Source organism: Verrucomicrobiia bacterium (assembly GCA_035629175.1).
Taxonomy (GTDB): Bacteria; Verrucomicrobiota; Verrucomicrobiia; order Limisphaerales; family DASXHY01; genus DASXHY01.
The window spans coordinates 1-24839 of the sequence record DASPIL010000084.1 but is presented as its reverse complement, the minus strand read 5'-3'; the positions used below and the strand labels follow the sequence as shown (position 1 = coordinate 24839).

The 24839-nt window shown below is 55.6% G+C and carries 20 protein-coding genes, 1 tRNA gene and 1 riboswitch; of the genes, 17 read left to right on the top strand and 4 right to left on the bottom strand.

Annotated features, from left to right (window positions below; all coding sequences use genetic code 11):
• Nucleotides 1–147 precede the first annotated feature (147 nt).
• Together VEH04_15060 and VEH04_15055 are read left to right on the top strand one after the other, a co-directional pair.
• Entirely contained in the window at nucleotides 148–576 is a 429-nt protein-coding gene (locus VEH04_15060) for a response regulator (GenBank protein ID HYG24097.1), read from the top strand.
• Nucleotides 577–626: 50 nt separating this feature from the next.
• Nucleotides 627–1124, top strand: coding sequence for a response regulator (locus tag VEH04_15055; protein ID HYG24096.1), 498 nt, complete (start codon nucleotides 627–629; stop codon nucleotides 1122–1124).
• Nucleotides 1125–1214: 90 nt separating this feature from the next.
• On the opposite strand, the gene VEH04_15050 is transcribed toward VEH04_15055, so the two are convergent.
• On the bottom strand, nucleotides 1215–1862 hold the full coding sequence (locus VEH04_15050) for a hypothetical protein (GenBank protein ID HYG24095.1): 648 nt from the start codon (nucleotides 1860–1862) through the stop codon (nucleotides 1215–1217).
• 645 nt (nucleotides 1863–2507) lie between these two features.
• On the opposite strand from VEH04_15050, the gene VEH04_15045 reads away from it, so the two are divergent.
• The 5 genes from VEH04_15045 to VEH04_15025 all read left to right on the top strand — a co-directional run bounded on the left by VEH04_15045 (nucleotide 2508) and on the right by VEH04_15025 (nucleotide 9111).
• On the top strand, nucleotides 2508–2834 hold the full coding sequence (locus tag VEH04_15045) for a cytochrome c (protein HYG24094.1): 327 nt from the start codon (nucleotides 2508–2510) through the stop codon (nucleotides 2832–2834).
• 282 nt (nucleotides 2835–3116) lie between these two features.
• Nucleotides 3117–3443, top strand: a complete 327-nt coding sequence (locus tag VEH04_15040; GenBank protein HYG24093.1) for a cytochrome c — start codon at nucleotides 3117–3119, stop codon at nucleotides 3441–3443.
• A gap of 58 nt (nucleotides 3444–3501) precedes the next feature.
• Nucleotides 3502–4971, top strand: a complete 1470-nt coding sequence (locus tag VEH04_15035) for a NapC/NirT family cytochrome c (GenBank protein HYG24092.1) — start codon at nucleotides 3502–3504, stop codon at nucleotides 4969–4971.
• Between the two features lie 21 nt (nucleotides 4972–4992).
• Nucleotides 4993–7182 (top strand): cytochrome c3 family protein, encoded by a 2190-nt coding sequence (locus VEH04_15030; GenBank protein HYG24091.1) that lies wholly within the window; start codon nucleotides 4993–4995, stop codon nucleotides 7180–7182.
• A gap of 249 nt (nucleotides 7183–7431) precedes the next feature.
• Nucleotides 7432–9111, top strand: coding sequence for a cytochrome b/b6 domain-containing protein (locus VEH04_15025; GenBank protein HYG24090.1), 1680 nt, complete (start codon nucleotides 7432–7434; stop codon nucleotides 9109–9111).
• On the opposite strand, the gene VEH04_15020 is transcribed toward VEH04_15025, so the two are convergent.
• Entirely contained in the window at nucleotides 9105–9920 is an 816-nt protein-coding gene (locus tag VEH04_15020; protein HYG24089.1) for a prepilin-type N-terminal cleavage/methylation domain-containing protein, read from the bottom strand. The two genes, VEH04_15025 and VEH04_15020, sit on opposite strands and share 7 nt — an antisense overlap.
• Entirely contained in the window at nucleotides 9917–10906 is a 990-nt protein-coding gene (locus VEH04_15015) for a hypothetical protein (GenBank protein ID HYG24088.1), read from the bottom strand. The genes VEH04_15020 and VEH04_15015 overlap by 4 nt, the downstream gene beginning before the upstream one ends.
• 308 nt (nucleotides 10907–11214) lie before the next feature.
• Nucleotides 11215–11410: riboswitch (cobalamin riboswitch) on the bottom strand.
• Nucleotides 11411–12681: 1271 nt separating this feature from the next.
• Between VEH04_15015 and VEH04_15010 the strand changes: the two genes are divergently transcribed.
• The 10 genes from VEH04_15010 (at nucleotide 12682) to VEH04_14965 (ending at nucleotide 24122) form a co-directional block, all read left to right on the top strand.
• Nucleotides 12682–13056, top strand: coding sequence for a hypothetical protein (locus VEH04_15010; protein ID HYG24087.1), 375 nt, complete (start codon nucleotides 12682–12684; stop codon nucleotides 13054–13056).
• Between the two features lie 468 nt (nucleotides 13057–13524).
• Nucleotides 13525–13601: transfer RNA gene (locus VEH04_15005), tRNA-Met, on the top strand.
• 582 nt (nucleotides 13602–14183) lie between these two features.
• Nucleotides 14184–14993, top strand: a complete 810-nt coding sequence (locus tag VEH04_15000) for a hypothetical protein (protein ID HYG24086.1) — start codon at nucleotides 14184–14186, stop codon at nucleotides 14991–14993.
• 334 nt (nucleotides 14994–15327) lie between these two features.
• Nucleotides 15328–16728 carry an ATP-binding protein gene (locus tag VEH04_14995; GenBank protein ID HYG24085.1) on the top strand — a complete coding sequence of 467 codons (1401 nt, stop codon included), beginning with the start codon at nucleotides 15328–15330 and terminating at the stop codon, nucleotides 16726–16728.
• A 177-nt stretch (nucleotides 16729–16905) separates the two neighbouring features.
• The gene (locus tag VEH04_14990) at nucleotides 16906–18789 is read left to right on the top strand and encodes a hypothetical protein (protein HYG24084.1); all 1884 of its coding nucleotides are present in this window, start codon (nucleotides 16906–16908) and stop codon (nucleotides 18787–18789) included.
• Nucleotides 18790–19037: 248 nt separating this feature from the next.
• Nucleotides 19038–20006, top strand: coding sequence for a hypothetical protein (locus VEH04_14985; GenBank protein ID HYG24083.1), 969 nt, complete (start codon nucleotides 19038–19040; stop codon nucleotides 20004–20006).
• A 23-nt stretch (nucleotides 20007–20029) separates the two neighbouring features.
• Nucleotides 20030–21169 carry an ATP-binding protein gene (locus VEH04_14980; protein ID HYG24082.1) on the top strand — a complete coding sequence of 380 codons (1140 nt, stop codon included), beginning with the start codon at nucleotides 20030–20032 and terminating at the stop codon, nucleotides 21167–21169.
• Between the two features lie 4 nt (nucleotides 21170–21173).
• Nucleotides 21174–21584, top strand: coding sequence for a hypothetical protein (locus VEH04_14975; GenBank protein ID HYG24081.1), 411 nt, complete (start codon nucleotides 21174–21176; stop codon nucleotides 21582–21584).
• Nucleotides 21578–22471 (top strand): hypothetical protein, encoded by an 894-nt coding sequence (locus VEH04_14970; GenBank protein HYG24080.1) that lies wholly within the window; start codon nucleotides 21578–21580, stop codon nucleotides 22469–22471. Before VEH04_14975 ends, VEH04_14970 begins: the two co-directional genes overlap by 7 nt.
• Nucleotides 22461–24122: a B12-binding domain-containing radical SAM protein gene (locus VEH04_14965; protein ID HYG24079.1), complete on the top strand. Its 1662-nt coding sequence runs from the start codon at nucleotides 22461–22463 to the stop codon at nucleotides 24120–24122. The genes VEH04_14970 and VEH04_14965 overlap by 11 nt, the downstream gene beginning before the upstream one ends.
• Before the next feature lie 28 nt (nucleotides 24123–24150).
• Here VEH04_14965 and VEH04_14960 read toward each other — a convergent pair whose 3' ends face one another.
• Nucleotides 24151–24648, bottom strand: a complete 498-nt coding sequence (locus VEH04_14960) for a hypothetical protein (protein HYG24078.1) — start codon at nucleotides 24646–24648, stop codon at nucleotides 24151–24153.
• Nucleotides 24649–24839: the final 191 nt, after the last annotated feature.

Sequence of the window (24839 nt, the reverse complement as noted above, 5' to 3'; positions counted from 1 at the left end):
ACAACCTTCCTCGGGCTTTTACCCGGATCGATGTGGATTGGCGCCGTGCGCGGATGATCGCGTGCTTTGTCCCTCTTCTGATGCCACCCGATTGCAAGCGCCTGCATCGTGTGATTACGTAAGGAGCAACGACCCGGTGAGAACTTTATGCGTCGCTTGATTATTCTCCAGGTGGAGGACAGTTACGAGGAAGCTGTGTTGCTGGCGCGGGCCTGCCAGGCTGCAGGCCTGCCCGCTGAGTTTCATGAAGCGTCCAGCGGCGCCGATGCCATTTCGTATTTGCTGGGGGAAGGCGCTTTCGCCGACCGCACGCAGCATCCGCTTCCCGACCTTATCGTTCTCGACCTTCGAATGCCGGGGATGAATGGCATAGAATTCCTGCAATGGGCGCGACGGCATCCGCGATTCAAAGAGATCCCGGTGCTGGTATTCACCGTCTCGCGGGAGCCGGGCGATCGCGAAATCGCCCTCGAACATGGTGCCTCGGGTTTTTATGTGAAGCCGTTCGGCTTTGAAGCGCTGGTTCGCCTGGCGGAATCCTTTGCGCAATTCGTCAGCGGGCCGCGGGCCAATTGATCATCGGGTGAATACCTGCTTGAAGGAACACCCCTCCTTGTAGTGATACTGTGTCGGGCACCGCTGTGCGTCAGAAGTGCGCGCGAGCCCTGCGGAATCCGATTGTTGTGGCCCGGCACGATTCAAAACCACTGGTTGTCCTGCACGTTGAAGACGACGACAACGATGCATTGCTGCTGCGCAAGGCGTGCGAACGCGCGTGCATTGCGGTGTCGGTCCAACGCGTGTCAGACGCCGAGGAAGCAATGCAGTATTTGGCCGGCGGAGGCGCCTTTGCGGACCGCGCCGCCCATCCGCTGCCGAATATCGTCATCCTGGACCTGCGGCTGCCCAGCTTGAACGGTTTCGATCTTCTGCAATGGGTGCGCGCCCGCGCGGAATTTCAGCGACTTCCCATCCTGGTATTCACGTCATCCCTTTCCCGCGATGACAAATCCCGCGCGATGGCTGCGGGCGCGAACTCGTTCTTCGTGAAGCCTGCCAGCTTTGAGTGCCTCGTCCAACTGGTCGGGTGTTTCCCAGCCGCCAGCCAGCCAAAGCTCATTTAGAAACGTGACGCAGGGTTGGAGAAGATCCGGCCTGCGCTTGGTCTCGCAGGCCGGTTTCGAGGAGGAGCCCGGATGGGCCGGCGTGTTAATTTAAAAGACTTCTGCCCTCAGGCCGGAAGCCTGTCGGACCGTCTGCGCAATGCGCGACAAAGTCCGCAACGGAAGATGTCCGCATGCTGAGTTCGGCGTTGGACGCGTTGCGGAATAAATCTGGACGAGAGATATCTGGGCACCGTTGGTCCGCAACTCCTTCAATCGCTGCGCATATTGTTCAATTTCTTCGAGCGGCGGTTCCTCACCATTGATGGCAGGGAAGAGGCTTTGAATCACAACAGGCCTTTCCCGCCCGATCAAAGCGATGTTTGTCAGTATCCGCTCGAGCGGCACACTTAGCCTGTCCACCTTGTTCAGGTATGCCTGCGTGCCTCCGTCGAGTTTGATCCAAATCTCGTCTGAGCGCGTGAAAACCTTCAGCCCTCGCCGCACATAGGGATCGTGAAGGCCGGTGCCGTTGGTAATCAGCACCATTTTAAAGAATGGAAATCCGCCAAGCGCGCGGACGTGCACGACCGCTTGAACGGCTTCCACAAAGTTCAACGCGAACGTCGGTTCCCCATCGCCACTCAGCGCAACGTGGCGCAGCTGCAGAAGTTCATCCGGCAACGTTCGATACCACGGCCGTTCCCGCAGGCGCCCGGCGAGGACGAAGGCTAACGTGCGGCGAAGTTCGTGGGCCATCACGTCGGGTCTCAACGACCGCTCGCGAGCGGGTTCGTTCCGGTGAACTTCACAGTAGACGCAGCCGAAGTTGCACTGCTTGTCCGGATTCAAGTTGACCCCGACAGTCAGGCCGCGGGCACGGGACGAAACGACGGTGTATACAAAACGGTTGTCAAGGAAGTCGCGCGGACAGCCGAAAGTCGTCTCGTGAGTGCGAGCAGCGCGAACGGCTTGAGATCGCTTTGCTTTTCTCGGGTAACCCAGCTCCGCACCGGACTGTCGGTTGATTTGTTCCACGTTGAAATCACCGTAGGCCTGCAGTCACGCACTTACTACACGAGCCTTGCCAATTGATGCGCGTTTTTTGCGTGCAGCTCGAGCAGCGCGTCCACATGCGTGCCGTTGTTGCCGATGTTATGCGGATACTTCGTTGAATGGTGCGCCGCTTCTCTCGATCTCTGAACGCTCAGCTCCGATCCTGCAAATGCGGTTGAGTTCGAATTCGTCGACGTTCAGAAGTCCGGCCGCGCAGCGCTTCAAGCGGATTTTGGAACGGCAAGTCAAAATGCGGTGACTGTTAGCCAATGGTCGCGTAGTGCCCATAAGACCGTTTGCCGATGCTCACCTCGTAAACGCCATTCACTATTCCTAAAGAAAAATGTTATGAAAAAAATGATCCTGATAGCCGGTCTCCTCTGCGTCTCCCTGCTGAACAGTTCAGCTGCTGATGGCAAGGAAGTATGGACCAAGAGCTGCGCCAAGTGTCACGGCGCGGAAGGAAAGGGTGAAACCAAAATGGGGCAGAAACTCGGGGTGAAGGATTACTCATCCGCCAGTGTTCAGGACGCCCTTACAGATGCGGCCGCCGTCAAGGCTGTCAAAGAAGGTTTCGCTGACAAGGACGGGAAGGTTGTCATGAAGCCGAGTGAGGGACTTAGCGACGACGAGGTCAAGGGTGTCGTGGCGTATCTGCGCACGTTAAAGAAGTGAACGCCTTTGGAGAAAGGTTTCACCGGCGTTTTGATGCCTGCAGAAGCCCCGGTGTCGGTGATCCGCCGCCATCGGGCTCGGCTCCTGCCGGTTCATTCTGGACGCTGGAAAACCTGTGCGTCGCACGGCTTTCCCAATAGATGTCCAGCGTTTGACAAGAACGGCAATGCTGCCCTCGCGATCCGCCAATAACAATCTTTGCACGAAACTGGCGGGCCTCCTGGACTCGAAGCTGGGGAAGCGGAGAGCGATCCGGGACAGCGCTGGGATCGTATTCAACCTATGAAGAAAATACTCGTGCTAGCGATCGCCATGGCGTCGCTCACCGCCTGGACTGCCAGCGGGGCGGATGGGAAGGCCATGTATGACGAACAGTGCGCCAAGTGCCATGGCAAAGAGGGCAAAGGCGACACCAAAATGGGCCAGAAGCTGGGCGCCAAGGATTATTCCACGGCCAAAGCTCAGGGTGAATTCACTGACGAAGCAGGCGTAAAAGCCATCAGGGATGGGCTTAAAGACAAGGACGGCAAGGTCCTGATGAAGCCATCGGAAGTGACGGAAGCGGATGCGAAGGCAATGATCGCCTATATGCGGACGCTCAAGAAGTAGAAGCCGGATTTCCGGCACCCACTCAATGCGGGACGTCCTCAGCGTCCCGCACCCAGAAATGAACAACCCAACTCACCCAACCCAAACCCGATATTTCAAAAACTGGCTGAGCTATGCCGGCGCCGTCGTGGCGCTCGGAAGCTTCTTTGCCTTTCTCCTGTTGTTTGCTCTCGATCTCGTGGATCAGAATGGAAACCCGTATCTTGGAATCCTTGCTTATGTGATCGCTCCCGGGTTTCTCTTTCTCGGGCTGGGAATGATGGCCGCAGGAGTTTGGTGGCAGCGCCGGCGCTCGCGCGCCGCCAATGCAGGCGACCCGCCGAGCCTGCTCGCAGTCGATCTTTCGCGGCCGGCTGATCGCCGCAAGTTGCGGATTTTCTTTGCCTGCAGCGTCGTATTTCTTCTCTGCACCGCAATTGGAAGTTACCAGACTTATAACATCAGTGAATCCAACCAATTCTGCGGCCAGGCATGCCATGTGCCGATGAAGCCGGAATTCACTGCCTATCAGAATTCACCGCACGCCCGCGTGTCGTGCGTGGAATGCCACGTCGGCCATGGAGCGCATGCATTCGTTCAAGCTAAAATGAACGGGATGCACCAGCTGATGGGCGTGATGACGGGCGACTACGATCGGCCCATCAAGACGCCTATTCGGAATCTGAGGCCGGCCCGCGAGACCTGTGAGCAATGTCACTGGCCGAACAAATTCAGCGGCAATCTCGATCGCGTTTACCAGCATTACCTGGCGGATGAAACCAATACGGCCTACGCGGTGCGGCTTTCCCTGAAGGTCGGAGGGGCAGATCCCGCCCACGGAACGCCCGGCGGCATTCACTGGCACGTAAGCCAGGACAATAAGATCGAATACGTCGCGAGTGATGATCGCAGGCAAACCATTCCCTGGGTCAAGGTCACAGATCCGCAGGGTAACGTGACGGAGTACCGGCTTCCGCGCTTTACGAACGACGTGAGCGCCATGGAAATCCGACAGATGGATTGCATGGACTGCCACAACCGTCCTTCGCATCGTTATCGGTCCCCGAACGATGCAGTCGATCTGGCGATGAGCATTGGCAAGATTGATCCCGCGGTTCCCTGGGTGAAGTCGAATGCCGTGAAGGTTTTGGCGGCAAAATACACGAGCGAAAACCAGGCGCTCGAAGCGATTGCCGCGTCTCTGCGTGCCAGTTATTCAGACCGCGCAACGGCGGACCGCCTCGTTAAGGAAGTCCAGACGATCTACACCCAGAACTTCTTCCCTGACATGAAGGTGGATTGGCGCGCCTACCCGGAAAACATCGGGCACAAGGACTGGCCGGGCTGCTTTCGCTGCCATGACGGCAAGCATGCCTCAGCCGATGGAAAGAGAAAGATTCCAGCCAGCGATTGCGTCTCCTGCCATACGATCCTCGCGCAGGGAGCGGGCGATGAATTGAATCTGATTTCACCAAACGGGCAGCCGTTTAAACATCCTGGCGACGAGGTCGACGGCTCGTGCAACGACTGTCACACAGGCGGACCATAGTTCCATGTCCTTCCCACTCCAATGCTAGCCTGCTATCTCCCTCCTCTTGTTATAGCATCGTTTAACATCGCGGCGCGGCTTCGTGCCGAGCCAACGAAAGTGCTCGTCAAACTGGTTTCGTGCGCCGCCGTCCTCTTGTTCGCCGCTGGTACCCCAGCAATGGCGGCCGAGAAGATCTCGAACGCTGACTGCCTCGACTGTCATCTGGATCCCACGACCACGCGAGTGGTGGCCGGGAAAACAGTTTCGCTCGTTTTCGCCACCAACACATTTGCGAAGTCCATTCACGCAGGGCTCGATTGCATCGACTGTCATGTTGGCATCAAGGATCTGGTTCACGAAAGCAAGCTGCCGCGGCCTGATTGCGCAAGCTGTCACGAAGAAGCCGGGAAACAGTATGACCTTAGCATCCATGGCCTCAGCCACCAACTGGGCGCATCGGACGCCGCCGATTGTTGGGACTGCCACGGCAGCCATGACATTGGACCGGTGAAGGCAACGGATTCGCCGGTCTTCAAGATGAACCTGCCGCAGACCTGCGCGAAGTGTCACAGTAACGCCGGATTAACCGACGAATACCGGATGAAGAACCCGGAAGCTGCCGCGCATTACAGGGACAGCATCCACGGAGTTGCGCTGCTCGAAAAGGGGTTGATCGTCGCGCCTTCCTGCAGCGATTGCCACGGCATCCATGACATCAAGCGCGGCGTCGATCGCGATTCGCCAATTCATCATGCGAATGTTGCCGGCACGTGCGGCAAGTGCCACGTCGGCGTGGAGGAGGTATATAACAAGAGCGTCCATGGCCAGTTGCTCATGAGCGGCGATAAGCGCGGGCCGGTTTGCACGGACTGTCACACGGCGCATGAGGTGGAGACTCCGAAGAGCGGGCACTTCAAGATGGTAAGCGACCAGCGGTGCGGCAAATGCCATCAGGATCGCTTGGAGCATTACCGCGACACGTATCACGGCAAGGCGATGGCGCTGGGCAAGCCAAACGTCGCACCCGATGTGGCGGCGTGCTATGACTGCCATGGCCACCACGACGTTCTTCCGCACTCGAATCCCGCGTCGCGGCTGTCACAGACGAACATCCTCGCAACCTGCCAGGCGTGTCATCCCGATGCCACAATGGGCTTCACCGATTACAAGCCGCACGCAAATCCGCTGGATCGCGAGAATTATCCTGTCCTGCATGTCGTGTTCCTTGCGATGACTGGCCTGTTGATCAGCGTCTTCGCGTTTTTTGGGCTGCACACGATTGTCTGGCTCTTTCGCGCGGTGTGGCTCTATCTGCATGACTCGAAAAAATTCCGCGAAGCAAAGGCCAGCACGCAGACAGGCGACGAATGGTTCACGCGATTCGTGCCGTTCGAGCGCTTCCTTCATTTCCTCGTGGTCTCGAGTTTCCTGCTGCTGGTCATCACCGGCATGCCGCTCAAGTTCTATTACACGGATTGGGCCAGGTCGCTGTTCAATGTCATCGGCGGCGCCGAAACCGCCCGTACTCTGCACCGATTTGGCGCTGTCGTAACGTTCCTGTACTTCGGCCTGCACGTCGCGTCGCTGATCGCGAAATCATGGAAGGGGCGGCACAAGGTGTGTGATCCTGCCACTGGCAAACTCCAGTTCAAGCGTTTGATTGCGGTCCTCTTCGGACCGGATTCCATGATGCCGACCTGGCAGGACTGGAAGGACTTCGTCGCGCACAACAAATGGTTCTTCGGCAAGGGCGAGAAGCCGCAGTTCGACCGCTGGACGTATTGGGAGAAATTCGATTACTTCGCAGTGTTCTGGGGTGTGTTCATCATTGGCTCCTCAGGGATGATCCTTTGGTTCCCTGAATTCTTCACACAGTTCCTGCCGGGCTGGACCATCAACGTCGCGTTGATCATTCACTCGGATGAGGCGTTGCTCGCGTCAGGCTTCATCTTCTCCATCCATTTCTTCAACACGCATTTCCGGATTGAGAAGTTCCCGATGGATACCGTGATCTTCTCCGGCCGTGTTTCGAAGGCGGAAATGCTGCATGAACGCAAACGCTGGTATGACCGCCTCGTCCGCGAAGGCCGGCTTGAGCAGCATCGCGTAAAGGACGAGTGGGAAAGCTGGAAGAGCATTGCGCGCTCGTTCGGATACTTTTTCTTTGGGCTCGGGGTCATCCTGCTGCTGCTGATCATTTACGCCATGGCGACGCGATTGCTGCACTAGTCGCGCAAGGTGGGGAGCGGCTGTCCCCGGCTTTCAGGCCGGGGGACAGCTGTCCGCTCAAACTATTTTGCTTCGCACGGTTCAATCCGCGGGTTGGTTTTTTGCAAATTATGGGAAGCATAGGGCAAGGGCAGCCGAGAGGATTACTCACCGCTCGCGCAGGGTTTCCACGCTATGGTTATCCGGTTCAGACTTGCAGTGCTGTTGGCGTGGTTCGCAACGCTAACCTTCTCAATCTCATCCAGTTCTTTGGGGGCTCTCAAGGACAGCGACTGTCTTGACTGTCATTCAGACCAGACGCTGTTCAGGACGAACACCGCGGGGCGGGCAATCTCGTTGTTCGTTGACCAGTCGAAACTCGCACTGTCTGCGCACACCACGAACTCGTGCATCAGTTGCCACAGCGACATCAGCGGTGATCATCCCGACGACGGCAAGTCCGCCAGGCCGGTCGATTGCGCATCTTGTCATGCGCTCCAGACGGAGAGTTATGGAGCCAGCGTCCACGGCATTGCCGCGCGGTCAGGAGATTTGCAGGCGCCGGGCTGCACCGATTGCCATGATGCGCACAACGTGCTGCCGCATACTTCGGTTCATTCGCCGCTGCATTTCTCGCGGCAGGGCGAAACCTGCGGTGCCTGCCATGAAAAGGAGGTTGCGGACGTCTCTTCAAGCATTCATGGAAAGGCCGCGGCGGCCGGTGAACGCGATGCCCCCACCTGCACTGACTGCCATTACGAACATCGCATCCAGGGATTGAAGCAAACTTCAGGGCTTACCATTTCGCAGGATATCTGCAGTAATTGCCACGCGTCCGAACGCCTGAACACCCGATACAACCTTCCGAAGGATCGCGTTCGCACATTCTTTGACAGCTACCACGGCCTGGCAGTGCAATACGGGTCGACATTGGCAGCGAACTGCGGGAGCTGCCACGGGTATCACAAGATCCTTCCGTCCTCCCATCCTGACTCAACGATTCATCCCGATCACCTGGTGGCCACGTGCGGCAAATGTCATCCAGGCGCAAATCAGAAATTCGCACTCAGCAAGATCCATGTTGATATCGCGTCCGACACCAGCGCTTCGGACATTTCAAGCCAGGCGAACTGGTGGGTGCGAAAAATCTACCTGATCATGATCTTCGTCGTGATCGGCGGGATGGTCGTGCACAACGGGCTCCTCTTTTACAGGAAGATCGCTGCCCACCTGCGGGGCGGCGGCCGCCCGATCACGCGAATGACACTGTCGCAACGCTGGCAGCACGCGCTTCTTGCCATCAGCTTCATCGTCCTTGCCTTATCCGGATTCGCGCTCAAATTTCCGGACTCATGGCTGGCACGCATGATGGGTTCCAGCGAACCGGTGCGCCGCTGGACTCATCGCGTCGCGGGTGTGATCATGCTGCTTGTCGGGCTCTATCACATCATCTATCTCGCCACAACCCGCGACGGGCGAAGGCTTGTCAGGGATCTGTTTCCCACGATGCGTGACATTTCAGACGTTTTCGGTTCGGTCCGTTATCTGTTCGGCTTGAGCCGCTCCAAGCCGCTCATCGGCCGATTCGGATACGCTGAGAAAATGGAATACTGGGCCGTCGTCTGGGGCACCATCATCATGGGAGTGACGGGATTGATGATCTGGTTCAAAATTGATGTGACGCAATTTCTGCCGCGCTGGCTTGTCGATGTGGCGCTGACGATCCATTACTACGAAGCGATTCTCGCCTGTCTCGCGATCGTCGTCTGGCACTTCTATCACGTGATCTTCGATCCCGAGGTCTATCCCGTGAACCTCGCGTGCTGGGACGGGAAGGTTTCCGAGCATTGGCAGCAGGAGGAACATCCGCTGGATCACGACGCCCTGCAGGATTCGACGCCAGCAGGAGATCGTCCGGTACCGCGCGTTCCCGATTCACTCCCTCACTGAGCGTTTCCGCGAAGCAACAGGATCTCCGGCCGAAACTGCCCCACGACCTGGCGCGGCAGTTTCCGGTCAATGGAATCCGGCACCGGGTTTTCCATGGCGACGTGTCCATCAACGAAAACGCCGTTTGCGCGGCGACTGTGACGGAAGTGCCCATTCGGGTAATAGGCCGCCGCGGTCATGTTCGACGTGTAACTCAGATAATACCATTCCTCGAGCATCGGGTTTGTCCGCGACGCGGGAGGCTGGAAGTCGTTGACCTGGGCTGCGTCCCCGAACGCGAGGAACTCGGACGGGCGCGTGATCTGCAATATGCGGACGTCCGCGCGCGCAGGCGAATCCTCGGAGAGCGCGCGGTTGTAGCCGTACCCGTAAGTCAGTTCGCCTGCCTTTCGTTTGAATTCAGGGAGGCAATCCTGAAGCGATGGGCATGCTTCCACTCCGCGCCCCTTTAGATAAGGAAAGAGTTTGCCCGGGCGCGGATCAAAAGGACGTTCGCCTTCTCTGCCTGATCCAATCGAACCGATCCAGTAGAGTTCACTGAGAGGCGACTCGCGCCACCGAAAGCATCGACCCTGGTGGTCGTCCCAGTAGAGCTGCGCCGCGATTCCGAGTTGGTGAAGATTGCTGATGCACCGCGTGCGGTGAGCGGCCGATTTTGCGCGTGCCAGCGCGGGCAGAATCAGCGAGGCAAGAATCGCGATGATTGCGATAACCACAAGCAGTTCAATCAACGTGAACCCCTCAAACGTTCTCCGTTGGTTCACCCCGGGTACGACGCCGCGCGTTGGCGTTCTGTTCTGGGTCGTCATGGCCGGACCGCGCGCACGCGGTAGAAAGCGTGTATTGTTTCAACAATCTCGTCCTCCAGTTGCAGCCACCCGCCAGTTCCTGGTTTTGACACGCCCGTCGGCGACCAGTGCTGGAGATCCGTCGTCCGTTCGAGCGTGTAGCTGAAATTTGTCCGGCTCATGAATGTCACGCCCGCCGTTTCATTGCTGGTGAAACTGCTGAGGTGTTGAACCGGCGGGGTTGGCGTGATGACCAAGATGTTATCCACGCTTCCGCGCGCGAGAATGGATCCTTCAAACCCGGGAAACTGGCCCCCATCGTTGTAGCTGCTGATGGAGAATGCTCCCACGCGAAAGTCGGTGAACGTTTCGTTCAGCGGCTGCAGCACCTGCACGTGCGAGTTGTCGGAACTGCGAGTGATCTCCAGCAGGATCGCCTGGCTCGAAGCGCTGAAGGTCATCTGAATCCGATGCCATGTATCTAGTGCAATCGTGTAGTTCGTGGAGTTTTGCAGGCCCGGATTGTAGTTAAACACCATATTCGACGAGATCGCTGTCGGAAAGGCCGTGTCCGGAAAAAACGCGTCGGCCCGAAAATAATCAAACTCCACGAGGTTCGGCGAGTCGAAGCCACTGCCGCGCAGAAAACCTGGCTGTTGCGCCTGGTCGATGTTCAGCATGCCGAGCGCAAGCTGAAATGCGGAGACGTACTCACTGGCTGGCCCGACCTCCCGCAGCAGGAGATCAAACGCAAAGGAAAAATCGTCGTCGCGGTTCAGAATGGTGCCGAGCGGATGCCAGAAGAAGCTGTTGGATTGGGAGGAGTTCCAGGTGACGTCGAGGCTTTGACTGCTTGGATTCCACTGGAACAGGTTGGTGTTCCCAAACGCGGCCCACCCGCGTTGGAATGGATCGGAACCGAAGTTTTCGGACAACGTTTCCGCGTTGGCTGATGCGACGGCAACTGTGGCGATTACGGCAAGAACGAAGGAACGGTTTTTTTTCATGCGCTGATCTTTCAAATGTCCCTGGATTGATCCGGGGACGGGTTGGTGTTGAGAGACCAGCGCGGGGAGAAATCGATTTGTCTTTGTCTTGTTCGCGCTGCAACACGGATCGGAATGACACGTGTGCATTGAGAAGGATGACGAAAACAAAAACGCCTTCAACCCCGGCAACGGAGAATGAAGGCATTCAGCGACCCTGAACCGCACCAGCGTTTCAGGACTGGCCTCATCCTTCTCTTTGTCGGAGAAGTGGCAGTTGCTGAGTGTGGTCAGGCAGTCGTGGACGACTGCGATCACTTCAGCAATATGCCGGACGAGCATAACCAGGCCGATATCCTGACTCCGGGTATTAACCTGGCTCCCGCCTTCCCGATCGAAGATCAGTGGCGTATTGGGAGTTCGTAACCCGTTACAGTGGCGCAACCGTCCCCGAATCTCACGGGGTTCCCTGCGCCTGGCTATGTTACTGGTGAGCAAACGCCCACCGTGTCAAAGAGCACGGACGTTTTAGGCGAGCAGGGGAGCGATGCCAAGAAGAATCGCGGACAACAACGCGCGAGGCCGCGCAGGACGAACCGGAAACGCAGACAAAAGGTCTGCCACGAAACAGACGAATCACACGAAAATTGGGCCAGCAAAGAGATGCCGTACGGCGCGCCCTTTGGAATGACGCCGTGCGGTCCCATTCGAACTCCCTCTCTTCCACTCGGAGTGGAGGAGAGGGCCGGGGAGAGGAGGAGCCTTTGAAATTGGAACGATGCCGCGCCAGCAAGACGAATCAGAGCACCCTCTCCCCCGGCCCCTCTCCCGCTCCTGCGTCGCAGGCGAGGGGAGAATGATGCGGTGGGCCGAGCGCCCAAACAATTGCCTGTGCGGTCCCATTCGAACTCCCTCTCTTCCACTCGGAGTGGAGGAGAGGGCCGGGGAGAGGAGGAGTCTTTGAAGTTGGGAACGATGCCGCGCTGCAGAACGAATCCGAGCACCCTCTCCCCCAACCCCCCTCCCGCTCGTGCGTCGCAGGCGGGAAAAAGGTGGTGCTAGTCGCCCCCATGCGACTTCTGCTTTGCCCGAGGGTAGAATAGGTTGACCCGCGCGATTTAGTGCCAACACGTGTGGAAATCGCAATTGCCATCCGGAAGTTTCGATTTCCATGTCGTACAGAACAATATCGATAAGGAATTTACGATCTCTCTCCAGGAATTCACGATATCCATCTCGCTTTTGAGATATCCGTCCTGGTTTTTACGATTTCCACATTGGAATCGTGATTGCCGTGCCGGAAATCGTGATTTTCAGATTGGAAATGAAATTTCACGGAGGAATAACCGAATATTCAGATTGAATTCCTGATATTCGCGTCGGAATCACGATTTTACAGCACTCCTCGAATTCTCTCTCGCGTTTTTAGGATTATGAGACCGGCATCCGTTTATCGGGGCTCGCCACGCATTGGACGCTCTGGGATGTGGAAATGCCGCTGTGTCTCACAATTAAGCCCAGGCATCTACCACTGAGTCAGGGTAACTCGAAAGCCCCTCTCGGGCTGACATCTTTCCTCGAAACCTCCCAACTGGGTCAGGAACCGAATAATGAAGTTCAAGTCTTTGTAACAAAAACGGTTGCGACGCGCTATAACTCACGTTTTATGACCCCACCATTTAGGGATATAATGCACATGATTCGCATATTTATTCTGGCACAGTTGATGCCTTCAGATTCGCCGGTCGTCTTCAATAAAGACGATATAACGTCAAACTAGAAGGCAGGTGATAAACATGGCTAAAACACGCATTAACATTCCCAAACAACCCACCGCAATCATTGCGCTCTCCCAGGCAATTGCCGGCGGGCACAAGGAAAACGGCAAGCAATCGCCTCTGAACATCCTGGAGTGGGACAAAATCGAACCGCTGATCAAGGAAGCGAAGGAGGTGGACGACAAGATCAATCAATTGTATGTCGAGCTGGACAAGGTTCTGGAACGACGCCGCATTCTGATTGAGAATCCAGCCGGAGTGTCGGACTTCGTGCGTCGTTCGCGGGACATCCTTGTCGGGATGTACCGCAACGAGACTGCGAAGCTCGGCGACTATGGATTCGAACTCACCGGCTCTCGGCCCAAGAAGGAAACCGAAGCGCCGGCATCATGATGGATGGCGCGGAACTCACGCTGGAACCTTGAACAAGGATGGCTTGTCCTGGTTCCAGCCTTTCCTTTGCTTCGCATCCTGCGCTCGGCAGAAAGAGCCTGAGTTGCCGGGCGGAAATCGTCTTTGGCAGGTAAGAGAGGGTCTGAAAAACAGCACCCCTCTTATTTTTTCGCTCGGAAGTCAGATGGTTTCATGTGCAGGTGGTGAATCACTGCGGGCGAATTGCTCGAGGCTTTCAGTTCCCGACGCATGCTTGCGCAACGCGAGTGACGCTTGCCGTTCAATCCGCGGGAACGAGACGTCCGGGATTCTCATGCGTTGTGTATTCCGAGCCCTGCTCTTCGTCCTCGCTCGTCAAAGCCAGTGAAGATCGTTGTTCCAACGCGTTGCGGTGAACTGGAAAGTGACGATTTTACAGAAAGCTCTTGCACTGCGGCAAACCTGAGGCAATATACAGCTCCCTTGGAACGCGGGGTGGAGCAGCCCGGTAGCTCGTCAGGCTCATAACCTGAAGGTCCTAGGTTCAAATCCTAGCCCCGCAACCAATTTCTGGCCCTGAAACTCACGTTTCAGGGCCGTTTTTGTTGGGGTTGTTGAGATTGGACGGTTTTTCGGTCTTCGTTTGAAACAAGGTGAAACAGGGCGAGAAATGGCGAACAAGAACCAACACAACCACCAACACAAACAGGTGCGAAGGGCTGTTGACGAGGAGCAGGGCGTTATGAGTTGACTCACGGCATTTCAATCCGCCCTTTGCATTCGATATCAATTTGTTTAGCGTTCGCCGGGCTTAAATGATGACCTCGCCATTGAGTTTTCTCGGTCCTGCAATCGAACTTATCGGTTCGAACGCAAGTGTTTTGCCTGCCACTGGCGGCGCCTTTGAGGACATGGCAAAACCCGACGTCGAGGAAGCAGACGACCGATTCTTTGGCTCAAAAACTGACGCCCAGGATGGTTTCCAAGATTTTGCGGAGTCTCCCGTGCCGGATTGGAGGAACCTCTACCGAAAGACGCCCCCGGTTTACCGCGACGAAAAGCATGTCTTCCGGTATTTCTGCGATGGTTCAATCAAAACGTATTTTCTTGGCACAGTCATTGAAGGGGATCGCTCCTATCCGCTGGAGTTGACTCAAATCGGTTCGGCCATCGTGCACCGCAAGCAGGACGGGTCGTTGGAGGTCGCGAAGTTTGAAAGACAGATTCTTCTGCTCGTCCCTCACACTGGCGGGCGCGGCATTTCTGAATCCCTGCTCGCCGAACTTCGCAAGCTGGAAAGCAAACTGTTCCGCGTCATTGACGTCGAAGTGCCGGACGATTTGAGCAAGACGCGCCAAGACCCCCGCGACAAGGCTGGCGCGAAGGCGCGTTTTGAAATGCACTTGCTGGAAACTCGTCTCATCACTGAGTTTGCGGAGCGTCGAGGGCCGGACGAATGGACCATTATTGACGGCGGCGTGCGACGCGGCGAGTTCATTGAGTTGCCCCGCACGGTTGGCGTCGCCAAGTCGTTTGACCGCACTCCGACTTTTTCAATTCGTAAGGGCAACAAGGGCACGGAACGCCGAGACATCAGCCGACTGCTGATGAATCTCGAATACGGCTGCCGCACGGCAGCCTTTTTTGCGCACGGCGGCAAAGTCGCGTTCTGGTATGTCCGGCTGCGCCAGCAAGGGGAGGTAGATTATCCGTTGATGGGTGTGGTCAAAGTTGAAGTTCCTACACCTGATGGCAAGCCGGTCCCCGCCGAGCTTGCGGACAGCTTGAGTTCCGCGTTGGTCGCCGAGCGGAACGTCACACCGCACGGCTTGGACAAACGCTGGCACGCCCACCTTTATCCCGTGTTCACCGCTGAGCGCGTCATCAAGGCCAATTTTTTCACAGAAACTGTTTTACTAGCCTCCATCCGCTGGCCGAAGCGCAAACCACTGACGTAACTTTATGGCTGACGAAAAAGACCAACCCCAACCCGTTGTGATCGGCAAAACGTCCGCGACCGAGCGGGACGCCAATTCCAGCGACAAATTCAATTTTTGGCTCGCACCGGAGAAAATCGTCAACCCCTTCGACATCGTTCAGGTGAAACACATTGGCCGCGCCATCGTCGATGGCAAGCCCACAGAAAATCCGTCACGCTCTTACGGCTTGGTCACCACGATTGAGCACAAAACCGATTCGCCCAATCACCTCGCCAATTTTGCTTCTTCTAATTTCGGCGACGTGAACGACAACAACATCAACACCCCGCGCGTCGGCACAAACGTCGCGAAGGTGAACATCCTTTCCAACAACGGCGAAATCTACATGCCGGTCCAGAACGACCAGCTTGTCGAGTTCGCCTCGCCGGATGGCATTCACGAGGCGCTTGGCATTGACACGATGGCCGAGAAAAACCGAATCCCCGCCGGTCTGATCAAAATGAGCAACGGCGCGTCCACCGTCGCCTATATTGACCAGGAGTTTATTCTCGGCCCGGAAGGCGCGCACATCAACATGTCCGGCATCAGCGGTCTGGCGACCAAAACCTCGTTCGCCATGTTCATGCTCCAATCCATTCTGCAAAAGGCGGAGAAGTCGAAAGACGAGGATGGCGTGCCATTGAGCGATAAGATCGCCGTCATCATTCTCAATGTGAAGCAGGGCGACTTGCTCCAGATTGACCAGCGCCCGGATAAGAATCCCACTGTCGAGCAAAACGAAATGTGGGAAGCAATGGGCATGGAAGCGCGGCCCTTCAAGAACGTCCGCTATCTCTTGCCGCGAAGCAATCAGCCGGGAATGCCGAATAGCTTTATTGAACCGGCGTCCGGCTATCAAACGTTCGCCTATTCGTTGCAGGACGCAGCCGATAAGCTCGATTTGATGCTGTCGGATATTTCCGACCAGTCGGGCTCGATGGATGCACTTGTTGGCGATGTCATGCAGGGTTTGATGAATCGTGAGCCATCGTTCAAGAACTGCAACAGTTGGGACAATTTACTCAATGGCGAGCCGCTCGTGAAAGACGGCAAGACGGCGAAGTGGGGCGATCACTACGCCTCCACGATCGGTAAACTTCGCCGCCACTTGCGCCGCATTATCCGCACCCGAAGCACGGGTTTGTTCGCTAACGCCCGTGCCCGGAATGAGCTCAATCTTGCCGAGCAGATTCGCGAAATTGAGGGCGGCAACACTTACGTCGTGGACATCGCCCGTCTCAATGATGAGGAACAAAAGCTCGTGTTCGGCGACGTCTTGCGCACCGTTTACGAACTCAAGGCGGAAGACCCGGAGAACCGCACAAGCAAGAAGCCGATCCCGGAAAAGGTCATCTTCTTCGTGGACGAGCTGAACAAATACGCCCCCGCTGGCACACGCGGTTCGCCGATCCTTGAGCAGGTGCTCGACATCGCAGAACGCGGGCGCTCGCTTGGTGTTGTGCTGTTCTCCGCCCAGCAATTCATGTCCGCCGTTCACTCGCGTGTTACGGGCAACTGCGCTACCAAGATTCTCGGCCGCACCGGCGCGAGCGAGATTGCCACGCCAGACTATCGTTTCCTCGACGACGATTTGAAAATGAATCTGACTCGGCTTGGCAAAGGTGAGTTGATTGTCACGCACGCCGTCTATCGGCAGCCCGTGAAAATAGTTTTTCCCCGGCCCGCCTATCTCCAACGTCAGCGGGGGACTTGATCAATGGCAGCACACGACATCTCGTTTCAGGAAGTCGCAAAGAAACTCGCCGAAAAGACTCTCGCCGCAGCCGAAGGCGCTGCGAACGAGGCCGAGTTTCGCATCCCTTTTCAAGCGGCTATCGCGGAGGCAGCCCAATCCATTGGCGCACCCATCCAGCCGCGTGACGAAGTCACATTGATCGAAGGTCGCGCCGACACGGTCTATAACCGTCTCGTCATTGAATACGAGCGCCCTGGATTCCTGAAACCATCGAACAAACACGGAAACAACCGGCACGCGATTCAGCAGGCAAAAGATTACATCGGTGGATTGCACCGGCGCGAACGCCACAAGATGGAGCGTTACGCCGGCGTCGTTTGCGACGGTGGTTACTTCATCTTCCTCCAGCAACGTGAGGGGGTCTGGCATGTCGAGCCGCCTGTTCCTGTGGATGTCTATTCCTGCGAACGATTTCTAAACTATCTCGCCGCACTTCAGACCGAACTCGCCACTACGCCGGAAAACCTCTTGCGCGACTTCGGTGAAAATACTCCCGCGTCACGTAAATGTGTCGCTGCATTTTATCAAGTTCTCACCACATCAAAAAATCCAAAGATCAACGCCCTTTACCAGCAATGGGCGCGCACGTTCAGCGAAATTTGTGGCTACGAGCCTAACTCCCCTAAATTGGATGTAGAAGCCCTGGCCCGACTCTACGCCGTTCGTGCTGGAGCACGCGACAAGCTGCAGCCGTTCAAGCTATTCTTCGCCATCCACACCTACTACGCCACGTTTATCAAACTGTTGGCGGTGCAGATTGTCAACTTTTATGCCCGAGGCAAAGTTGCGCGGATCGCCGCACAAGAACCGGTCACGCTCGCGCAGGCCATCGGCATGGACTCCACAGGTTTGCAAGGCTATCTCCGCAACATGGAGGAAGGCGGCATCTTCCGGCATCTCGGCATCCGCAATTTCCTGGAAGGTGATTTCTTCGTCTGGTATCTCGAAGACTGGACCCATGAAGTTGACCAGTCGTTACGCGGTGTGATGCACCAACTCGCCAATTATTCGTTCGTCACGCTTGACACCGATCCTGACGGCACGCGCGACTTGCTGAAGAAGCTCTACCAAAACCTCATGCCGCAGGAATTGCGGCACGATCTCGGCGAATACTACACCCCCGACTGGCTCGACACGCAGTTGCTCAATCAGTTGCACGGTGGCCCGCCGGATCGCGCCCCGCGTCTGCCGACGGAGCGGCTGGCGGATATTTCGTGCGGTTCAGGCACGTTCGTCGTTCTCCACATCCGCGACATTCGCCTCTATGCGCGGGACGTGCTGCTGCCGCAGAAGAAAATCACCCGACGGCAGCTTTTGGATTACATCCTCGCCAACGTCGTCGGCTACGATCTAAATCCACTCGCCGTCATCAGCGCCCGCACCAACTACCTGCTCGCGCTGGGCGATTTGCTCGATGAAATCCAAGGCGAAATTGACATCCCGGTTTATCTCGCCGACTCCGTGCTGACGCCGTCCGCTGGTGAGGAATTGGACAAGGTTGGCAAAATTCTGTTCATGACTTCCGTCGGGGAGTTCGCCTTGCCGCGCACTCTCGTGAAGGCGGACTACATTGACGAACTGGCAAACCTGTTGGAGGAACATGTCAAAAACGACTCGCACCAGGGCGCCTTCACCGCTGCGCTCTGCAATAAGTTTCCGCTCGATCCCAAAAAGGACGCCCGCGACGTTGCTATCGTCGAGGAATTGTTCGTCCAGTTACGCGAGTTGGAACGGCAGAAGATCAACGGCATCTGGGCTCGCATTATCAAGAACGCTTTCGCTCCGCTGTTCCAGCCACAGTTCGACCGCATCGCCGGCAATCCGCCTTGGATACATTGGTCAAATTTACCTGACGAATATAGGCAGCGGACTTCTTCGGTTTGGACGAAATACCGACTGTTTGAACACAAAGGATTACGCGCGCGGTCCGGGGCAGCGATGATGACTTTTCGGTGCTGCTTCTCTATGTGTCAGCGGACAAGTATCTCAAACCCAAAGGAAAACTTGGGTTCGTTATAACGCAATCCATCTTCAAAACGGAAGGTGGTGGCGAAGGGTTTCGACGACTTCAGCTTGGTGACGGCGAACACCTGCGCGTGCTCCAGGTAGATGACTTTAGTCGTGTGCAATGCTTCGAAGGCGCAACGAACAGAACTGCAGTCCTTATACTTCAAAAAGGTGCGGCCACTGAATACCCCGTCCCATACAATTTTTGGAAAAAGACTCAGCGTGGGAACATCCCAACGGAAGCCGATCACGACGAGGCGATGGAAAGATTGACGTTTTACCAATGGGTTGCGCGCCCACTCGACCTCAAGAAGCGCACATCTCCTTGGATTACGGGGCGACGCAAAGCTCTCGCACATGTCGAATGCATTGTCGGACCTTCGACCTATAAGGGCAGGAAGGGGTCATGCACCTATTTGAATGGCGTTTACTGGGTTGAAGAAGTTTCCCGGAGAAAGGATGGACTCGTCGTAATTAATAACTTGCACGACGGAGGGAAGATTGATGTGGAGAACGTCAGCATGGCGATTGAGCCTGACTTCCTGTTTCCGCTTCTGCGGGGTGCAGATATCAAAAGGTGGAAATCTTCGCCAGTGTATCAGGTGCTAATTCCACACGATCCGGAAGATCCGGCCAAAGGATTTCCTGTCACCGAGATGCAGGCGAAAGCCCCGAAGACTTATTCCTACCTCAAGAGGTTCGAAGAAATTCTTCGTGGTCGGAGCGGGTTCAAACTCTACTTTGACACAGATCGCGCACCGTTTTACTCCGTTTACAACGTCGGCTCTTACACGTTCGCAGACCATAAAGTCTGTTGGCGGGAAGTTGCCAACGAACTCATTGTGGCAGTCAGTTCTCCGATCGGCGAAAAAGTTCCCGTCCCTGACCACACGTTGGTTACTGTTGAATGCGCCTCTGCTGACGAGGCTCATTACCTCTGCGCGCTGCTCAATTCTTCACCCTCAAATTTCATTGTCAGAGGCTACGTTGCGCTGCATCCAAGCCCACACATTTTGAAATACATCCGCATCGGGAAATTTGACCCGAAGGAAAATTTGCATCGTTCACTCGCCGCCAACAGCAAGGCGTTGCACGAGGCAACCGCAGCGGCCAACACCGACGCGCTGGCCGCGTTGGAGGCCGAGAACCTAAAACTCGCCGCCGAGTATTGGGGCTTGGAAAAATCCGAAGTCGCCGACATCAAGGCGTCCCTGGAAGAACTCAGCTGAACACCAAGCAGAAGATACAACCCATGAAACAAGTCAAAAGGCAAGAACAGCACTTCGCTTACGGGTCGGTACTGGAAGCATTGAGTCACGGCTTGTATCCCGACCGAAAGCACATCCTGCGGGAGTTCGTGCAAAACGCCTATGACGCCCTGGCGGATTTGAAACGCACGCACAAGGGAGAGACACTCCATCCGATCGAGATAACCTCATCGCCGGCATCATTGATCATCGCGGACAAAGGTGTGGGAATGTCACGGAATGAAGTCGAACGCTACCGCTACCTCGGCTATTCGGAAAAGAAGTCCACAACGCATGCTGGCTTTCGCGGCATTGGGAAATTCTCGGCGATCAGCGCTTGTGACCGCCTCATTGTCACCTCGTCGAAAATTGGCGAGGCGAAGACGTATCAAGTAGAAATTGACGCTGCGGGCATACGGGCGCGTCTGAGGAAAGAAAAGAACCCGCCTCTAGAACCACTGCTGCGCGAGCACAGTCGCGTGACCGAACGGGCCGAACGACCCGACGCGCATTATACGGTAGTTGAGTTGCACGGCGTTCACAAGGACGCGCAGCAACTTGTCGACCACAGCGTGATTCGAGGATACTTGATTCAGACCGCTCCGATTCCGTTCGATCCAGGGTTCTCGTTTGGGAAAGTGATCAGCGAGCGGTTGCACCAAGTCGATCCACGCTTTCTCGAAATCTCGATTTTAGTGAACGGCAGCCCCATCTACAAACCTGCCCTGAAAGACACGTCGCATCCACAGTTTGAACTCATCCTAGCCAAAGAGGGTTCATCTGATGAAGTGATCGCATACGGTTGGTTCTGTGAACATTTGAAAAAGGGGCAGTTCCCGAACGATGGAACAGATATGGGTAAAGGTAAACGGCACCCGCACAGCGGTCTCCACTTTCGCACGTCCAACATCGCGATTGGAGACAGTATGCTCGTGCGCAAAGCAGTGTGGCATGCTGCGCCAGAACGCGCCTTTTACTTCGTTGGAGAAATTCATGTGCTGGATGCCGGCGTCGTACCGACGGCGGATCGAACCGATTTTGAGGATAACGAATCGCGGAGTCGTCTTTACGACCGATGCGGCGGTTTGGTAGCCAAACTAAATCTGCAAGCGGACTTGAACAGCCAGCAACATCCGGTTTCGTGAGGTGGTGGACAGCAGCGAAAGACTGCTCGCAAAGACAGAGCAGGAATTAAGAGATCGCAAACTGGAAAACGCGCTCAGGGAGGACAAAGACTTCCAAGTGCAGAAGGTACTGGAAGATTTAGCGAAACGGCTGGCGAAGTCACAACGGGCGAAAAAGAAAGACGGCGGTGTGATCCGTCGCGCCACACGGTTGGTTCGCCGAGCACGCAAACTGCATCAGGTTTTGAGAGCCGGAAGTAATGGTCATTCCCTCTTTGTGGACATTGGACAAGACCTCGCAATGGACGAGAAAACCAAGAAGGTATACGAGGTAGTTATTTCGGTTCTTCGGGAGGAATTTGCGAGAGAAAAGGATCGTTTCGAGGCATTAGTGCATAAAATCAACGAGGCGTTGCGCAAAGCGGTTTCATGCTAAAGCGGCCACAGACATTTACGCCGAACAAACAGGTCGTTCGCGATCTTCAGTGCGAAGCAATTCGCAAGCACTTGGGGCCACGTCTTGGTCGCTTGAGTTACTTTGGGTTGCCGTCTTCGTCGCTCCAGGATGTTGAACAATGGAATCCTCTGTTGGAACGCATTACGGCAGTTGAGCGCGGTGAAGCGGGCCGTGAATGGATTCTCCAAAATGAGCTTTTGGTCAACGCCTTCAAACTAGGGATTTCCAGCAAGTTGAGTTTGTTGAGGGGGGATATCGACCAATTACTCATCGCGGGGAAAGATCACTTCGGCAGCACCCCAACCTGGCCGTATGACATCGTGTCGCTGGATTATTCAGGCGGTCTCTTTTACCGAGATGCCGGCCAACTCCAACGCTTGGAGGCGATCCGGCAGGTGTTCGTGCGACAGTCCGGTGCTGGAGCAAGCGAGTTCTTGTTCCTCTTGAGTTTCAACTTGGATCAGGTGGACCAGCACGAGGTTCGGGAATCGTTAATGACAATCCGAAGAGACTTGAAACGGTTTGGCCGTTCTGCGGACAGCGTGCTCGACGCATACCTGAACCACCCGAAAGAGCAAGCACGGCTCAAACTTTACGTAATGAACCTGATTGCACAACTGGCAGCGCAGTCACAATTTGACTCGGATTCCGAACCGCCGATTTTTTATTCCGGGAATAAGGGAACGGAAATGATGGCGTTCAGGTGCTTTTTGAAAAGGTCCACTAGGACATTTGTTCCGCGAGCACCAAGAGAACGTCTGCACCAAATCGTTAACCGCCGGATGATCGAGGTTGTGGACGGGAAGCAGGTTCTTACGAATCTTGGTTTGCCGCTAATTAAATCAGAGGCCACAAATGAAAATTGATCGTCAGTTTCAATTAAGTTCACTGGACGGCAATCCGCGCCGGAAGACTGCATTGCTCATCAACCCTCCAGTTTATGACACGCAGTATTGGGCTGAGTGGTCGCAGCCGTACGGGTTGGTGCGCATTGCGGCACTGCTGAAGAAGAACCGTTACAAGCATATTGATTTCTACGACTTCATGGAAGCGACGCCCGTCTCCGGCGATCCCGGCGACGCGGAAAGCAAGCGGATCGTCCCCAAGCATCGCATCCATTGCGATGAAGCCTACGGCGAGCAGTCTGGCCCGACGTCGAAGGCGCGGCCGTATCGCATCGAAAAGGACGGCGAGGCGTTGGAGCTTCACAAATATCATTTCGGCAAAACGTGGGATGCGTTTGAGCGCTGGGTAAAGGCCAAAGGGCTTGCCAAGCATCCGCCGCACGAAATTTACATCGCTTCGGTGATGTCCTACTGGTGGGAAAGCACCCGCGACCTCATCACAAGGCTTCGCCGGTTGATGGGAAAGAGGCCGCGGATTATTATCGGTGGCATTTACCCGTCCATCGCTCCCGACCATGCTGCCCGTTATACCGGCGCGGACGTCGTCGTGGCTGGCGAAGTTCACGAGGCCAACGATCTGTGGACCGACCTTACGGTTTATCGCAACATACCGACTTACGCCATCATCACGCCGAGTCGTGGTTGCCCCTACAACTGCCACTACTGCGCGGCCAAGACCATTAACAACGGAATACAGCAGGTTCGCTTCCGGTCTGTGGATGACATCTTTGCCGAGATGAAGGACAAGCATGAGCGGTTTGGCATCCGCGACTTCGCTTTCTATGCGGATTTCCTCTTGATTAAATTTCAGGATAATCTCATTCCGTTGCTCCGAAAAATCGTGGATGCCAAGAAACCGTGGCGGCTCTACGCGCCGGAGGGTTTGGATACGCGCTTCCTCGCCAGCTCGCAAGAGTTGTGCGACTTGCTGAAAGCCTCACATTTTCAAAAAATCTACCTGCCCGTTGAAAACGTGGACGACGACATTCTCGTTAGTTTGAACCGGAAACACGTCAAGCTGAAGCACGTTGTCGAAGCGGCGAAAAACATTGAGCGCGCGGGTTTCGAATTGCGCCATCTGGACGTGAACGGGTATTGCCTTTACGGCCTGCCAGGCGAGAGCATCAGCAACGTGGTGCAAACGGCGTTGTTCGTATCCGATGTGATCGGCTCGATCATCCCAATGCTGTTTGCGCCCGTGCCATCTACACAGCTGTTCGACAAATACCGCGACTACTACAAGCAGCGGGGCTGGTGCGAGCCGGACGGCATGGTCCGCGATCTCCATTTGCTCAATGGCAAACTGTTCCCCTTCCTCCCAATGAATGACGGCTCGGTGGAGGACTACATTGATTTACAGCGCATGATGTTCATGCTGAACCAAAATTATCGCAGCAAGTCCTTCAGCGTGTTCGGCGAGAGCGCCGTGGCAGACTCATTCCGCAAAGTCGTGGCAAATTTCAAGGAGATCGAGGACGAAGCCACCCCGATCAATGGCCGCCGCATCGAGGCTATAGCGCGAATGGCTCCAGATATCACACTGCGACGAAAGCCTGACCTTTTCCAAAGAGATAGTGATTTGCTCCCGAAGGGCAGCAAAGTTATTCGTTAAGTCCCTGCCTCTGGTCGCGCAATTTCTATCATGAAAGCTCGTAATCGAGCTGTTCTTCTAAAGGAGTTGTCTTCATCTCGGCGATTTTATCGATGATCTCAACGATTTCCCGAGGGACGTCGCTTCGTTGCATAGCATCGATGATGGATAACGGCGTTAGGGCGGGCAGGCCTACACTCTGAAGATAGCGGTTAAGCATCGTGAGCACTTCTTTTCCCGATACTAGCTTTACCCTTCCGGCCCAAACGCTCCACTGAGCGTCGAATTCATTCATGGCGGCTTCGGAAATATTGCTGGGATGTGTTCCAGGATGGATTCGCCGTTCAAATGCTTGACGAGCGGTGACAAGCTGAGATTGCACTTTGTTCTTTAATCCTTCAGTCAACTCAAGGAGCAAAGGTTCGATGCGATCCTCAGCGAAACCCGCTGATCCCGAGTCCAAGCGTTCTGCCGATTTTTTTGTGATCGCGCGGGCTATAGCGGCTTTGTGAAGCAAATAATTCTCAACTTCTTTTCGGCTATGCACGACGGCGTGCCAACAAAAGCAATTTAGTTCATCTGTCAGTGCTGATGCTTCGTAAGCGGTAAGCGGCGGGCGTCCTTCTTGAGCGAGCCGGGATGGGTTAAGGTTGCGGTCAATGCAAAGATCAACAAAAACAAGACGGGCCCGTTACAGTGCAGAGGAGCGGCGAAGCTTCGTGACAGAGTGGCGGCAGA

Coding starts and splice junctions, on each gene's coding strand:
- VEH04_15060 (HYG24097.1), top strand. CDS start 148: ATGCGTCGCTTGATTATTCTCCAGGTGGAGGACAGTTACGAGGAAGCT.
- VEH04_15050 (HYG24095.1), bottom strand. CDS start 1,862: ATGGCCCACGAACTTCGCCGCACGTTAGCCTTCGTCCTCGCCGGGCGC.
- VEH04_15045 (HYG24094.1), top strand. CDS start 2,508: ATGAAAAAAATGATCCTGATAGCCGGTCTCCTCTGCGTCTCCCTGCTG.
- VEH04_15040 (HYG24093.1), top strand. CDS start 3,117: ATGAAGAAAATACTCGTGCTAGCGATCGCCATGGCGTCGCTCACCGCC.
- VEH04_15035 (HYG24092.1), top strand. CDS start 3,502: ATGAACAACCCAACTCACCCAACCCAAACCCGATATTTCAAAAACTGG.
- VEH04_15030 (HYG24091.1), top strand. CDS start 4,993: ATGCTAGCCTGCTATCTCCCTCCTCTTGTTATAGCATCGTTTAACATC.
- VEH04_15020 (HYG24089.1), bottom strand. CDS start 9,920: ATGACGACCCAGAACAGAACGCCAACGCGCGGCGTCGTACCCGGGGTG.
- VEH04_15015 (HYG24088.1), bottom strand. CDS start 10,906: ATGAAAAAAAACCGTTCCTTCGTTCTTGCCGTAATCGCCACAGTTGCC.
- VEH04_15010 (HYG24087.1), top strand. CDS start 12,682: ATGGCTAAAACACGCATTAACATTCCCAAACAACCCACCGCAATCATT.
- VEH04_14985 (HYG24083.1), top strand. CDS start 19,038: ATGGAAAGATTGACGTTTTACCAATGGGTTGCGCGCCCACTCGACCTC.
- VEH04_14980 (HYG24082.1), top strand. CDS start 20,030: ATGAAACAAGTCAAAAGGCAAGAACAGCACTTCGCTTACGGGTCGGTA.
- VEH04_14970 (HYG24080.1), top strand. CDS start 21,578: ATGCTAAAGCGGCCACAGACATTTACGCCGAACAAACAGGTCGTTCGC.
- VEH04_14965 (HYG24079.1), top strand. CDS start 22,461: ATGAAAATTGATCGTCAGTTTCAATTAAGTTCACTGGACGGCAATCCG.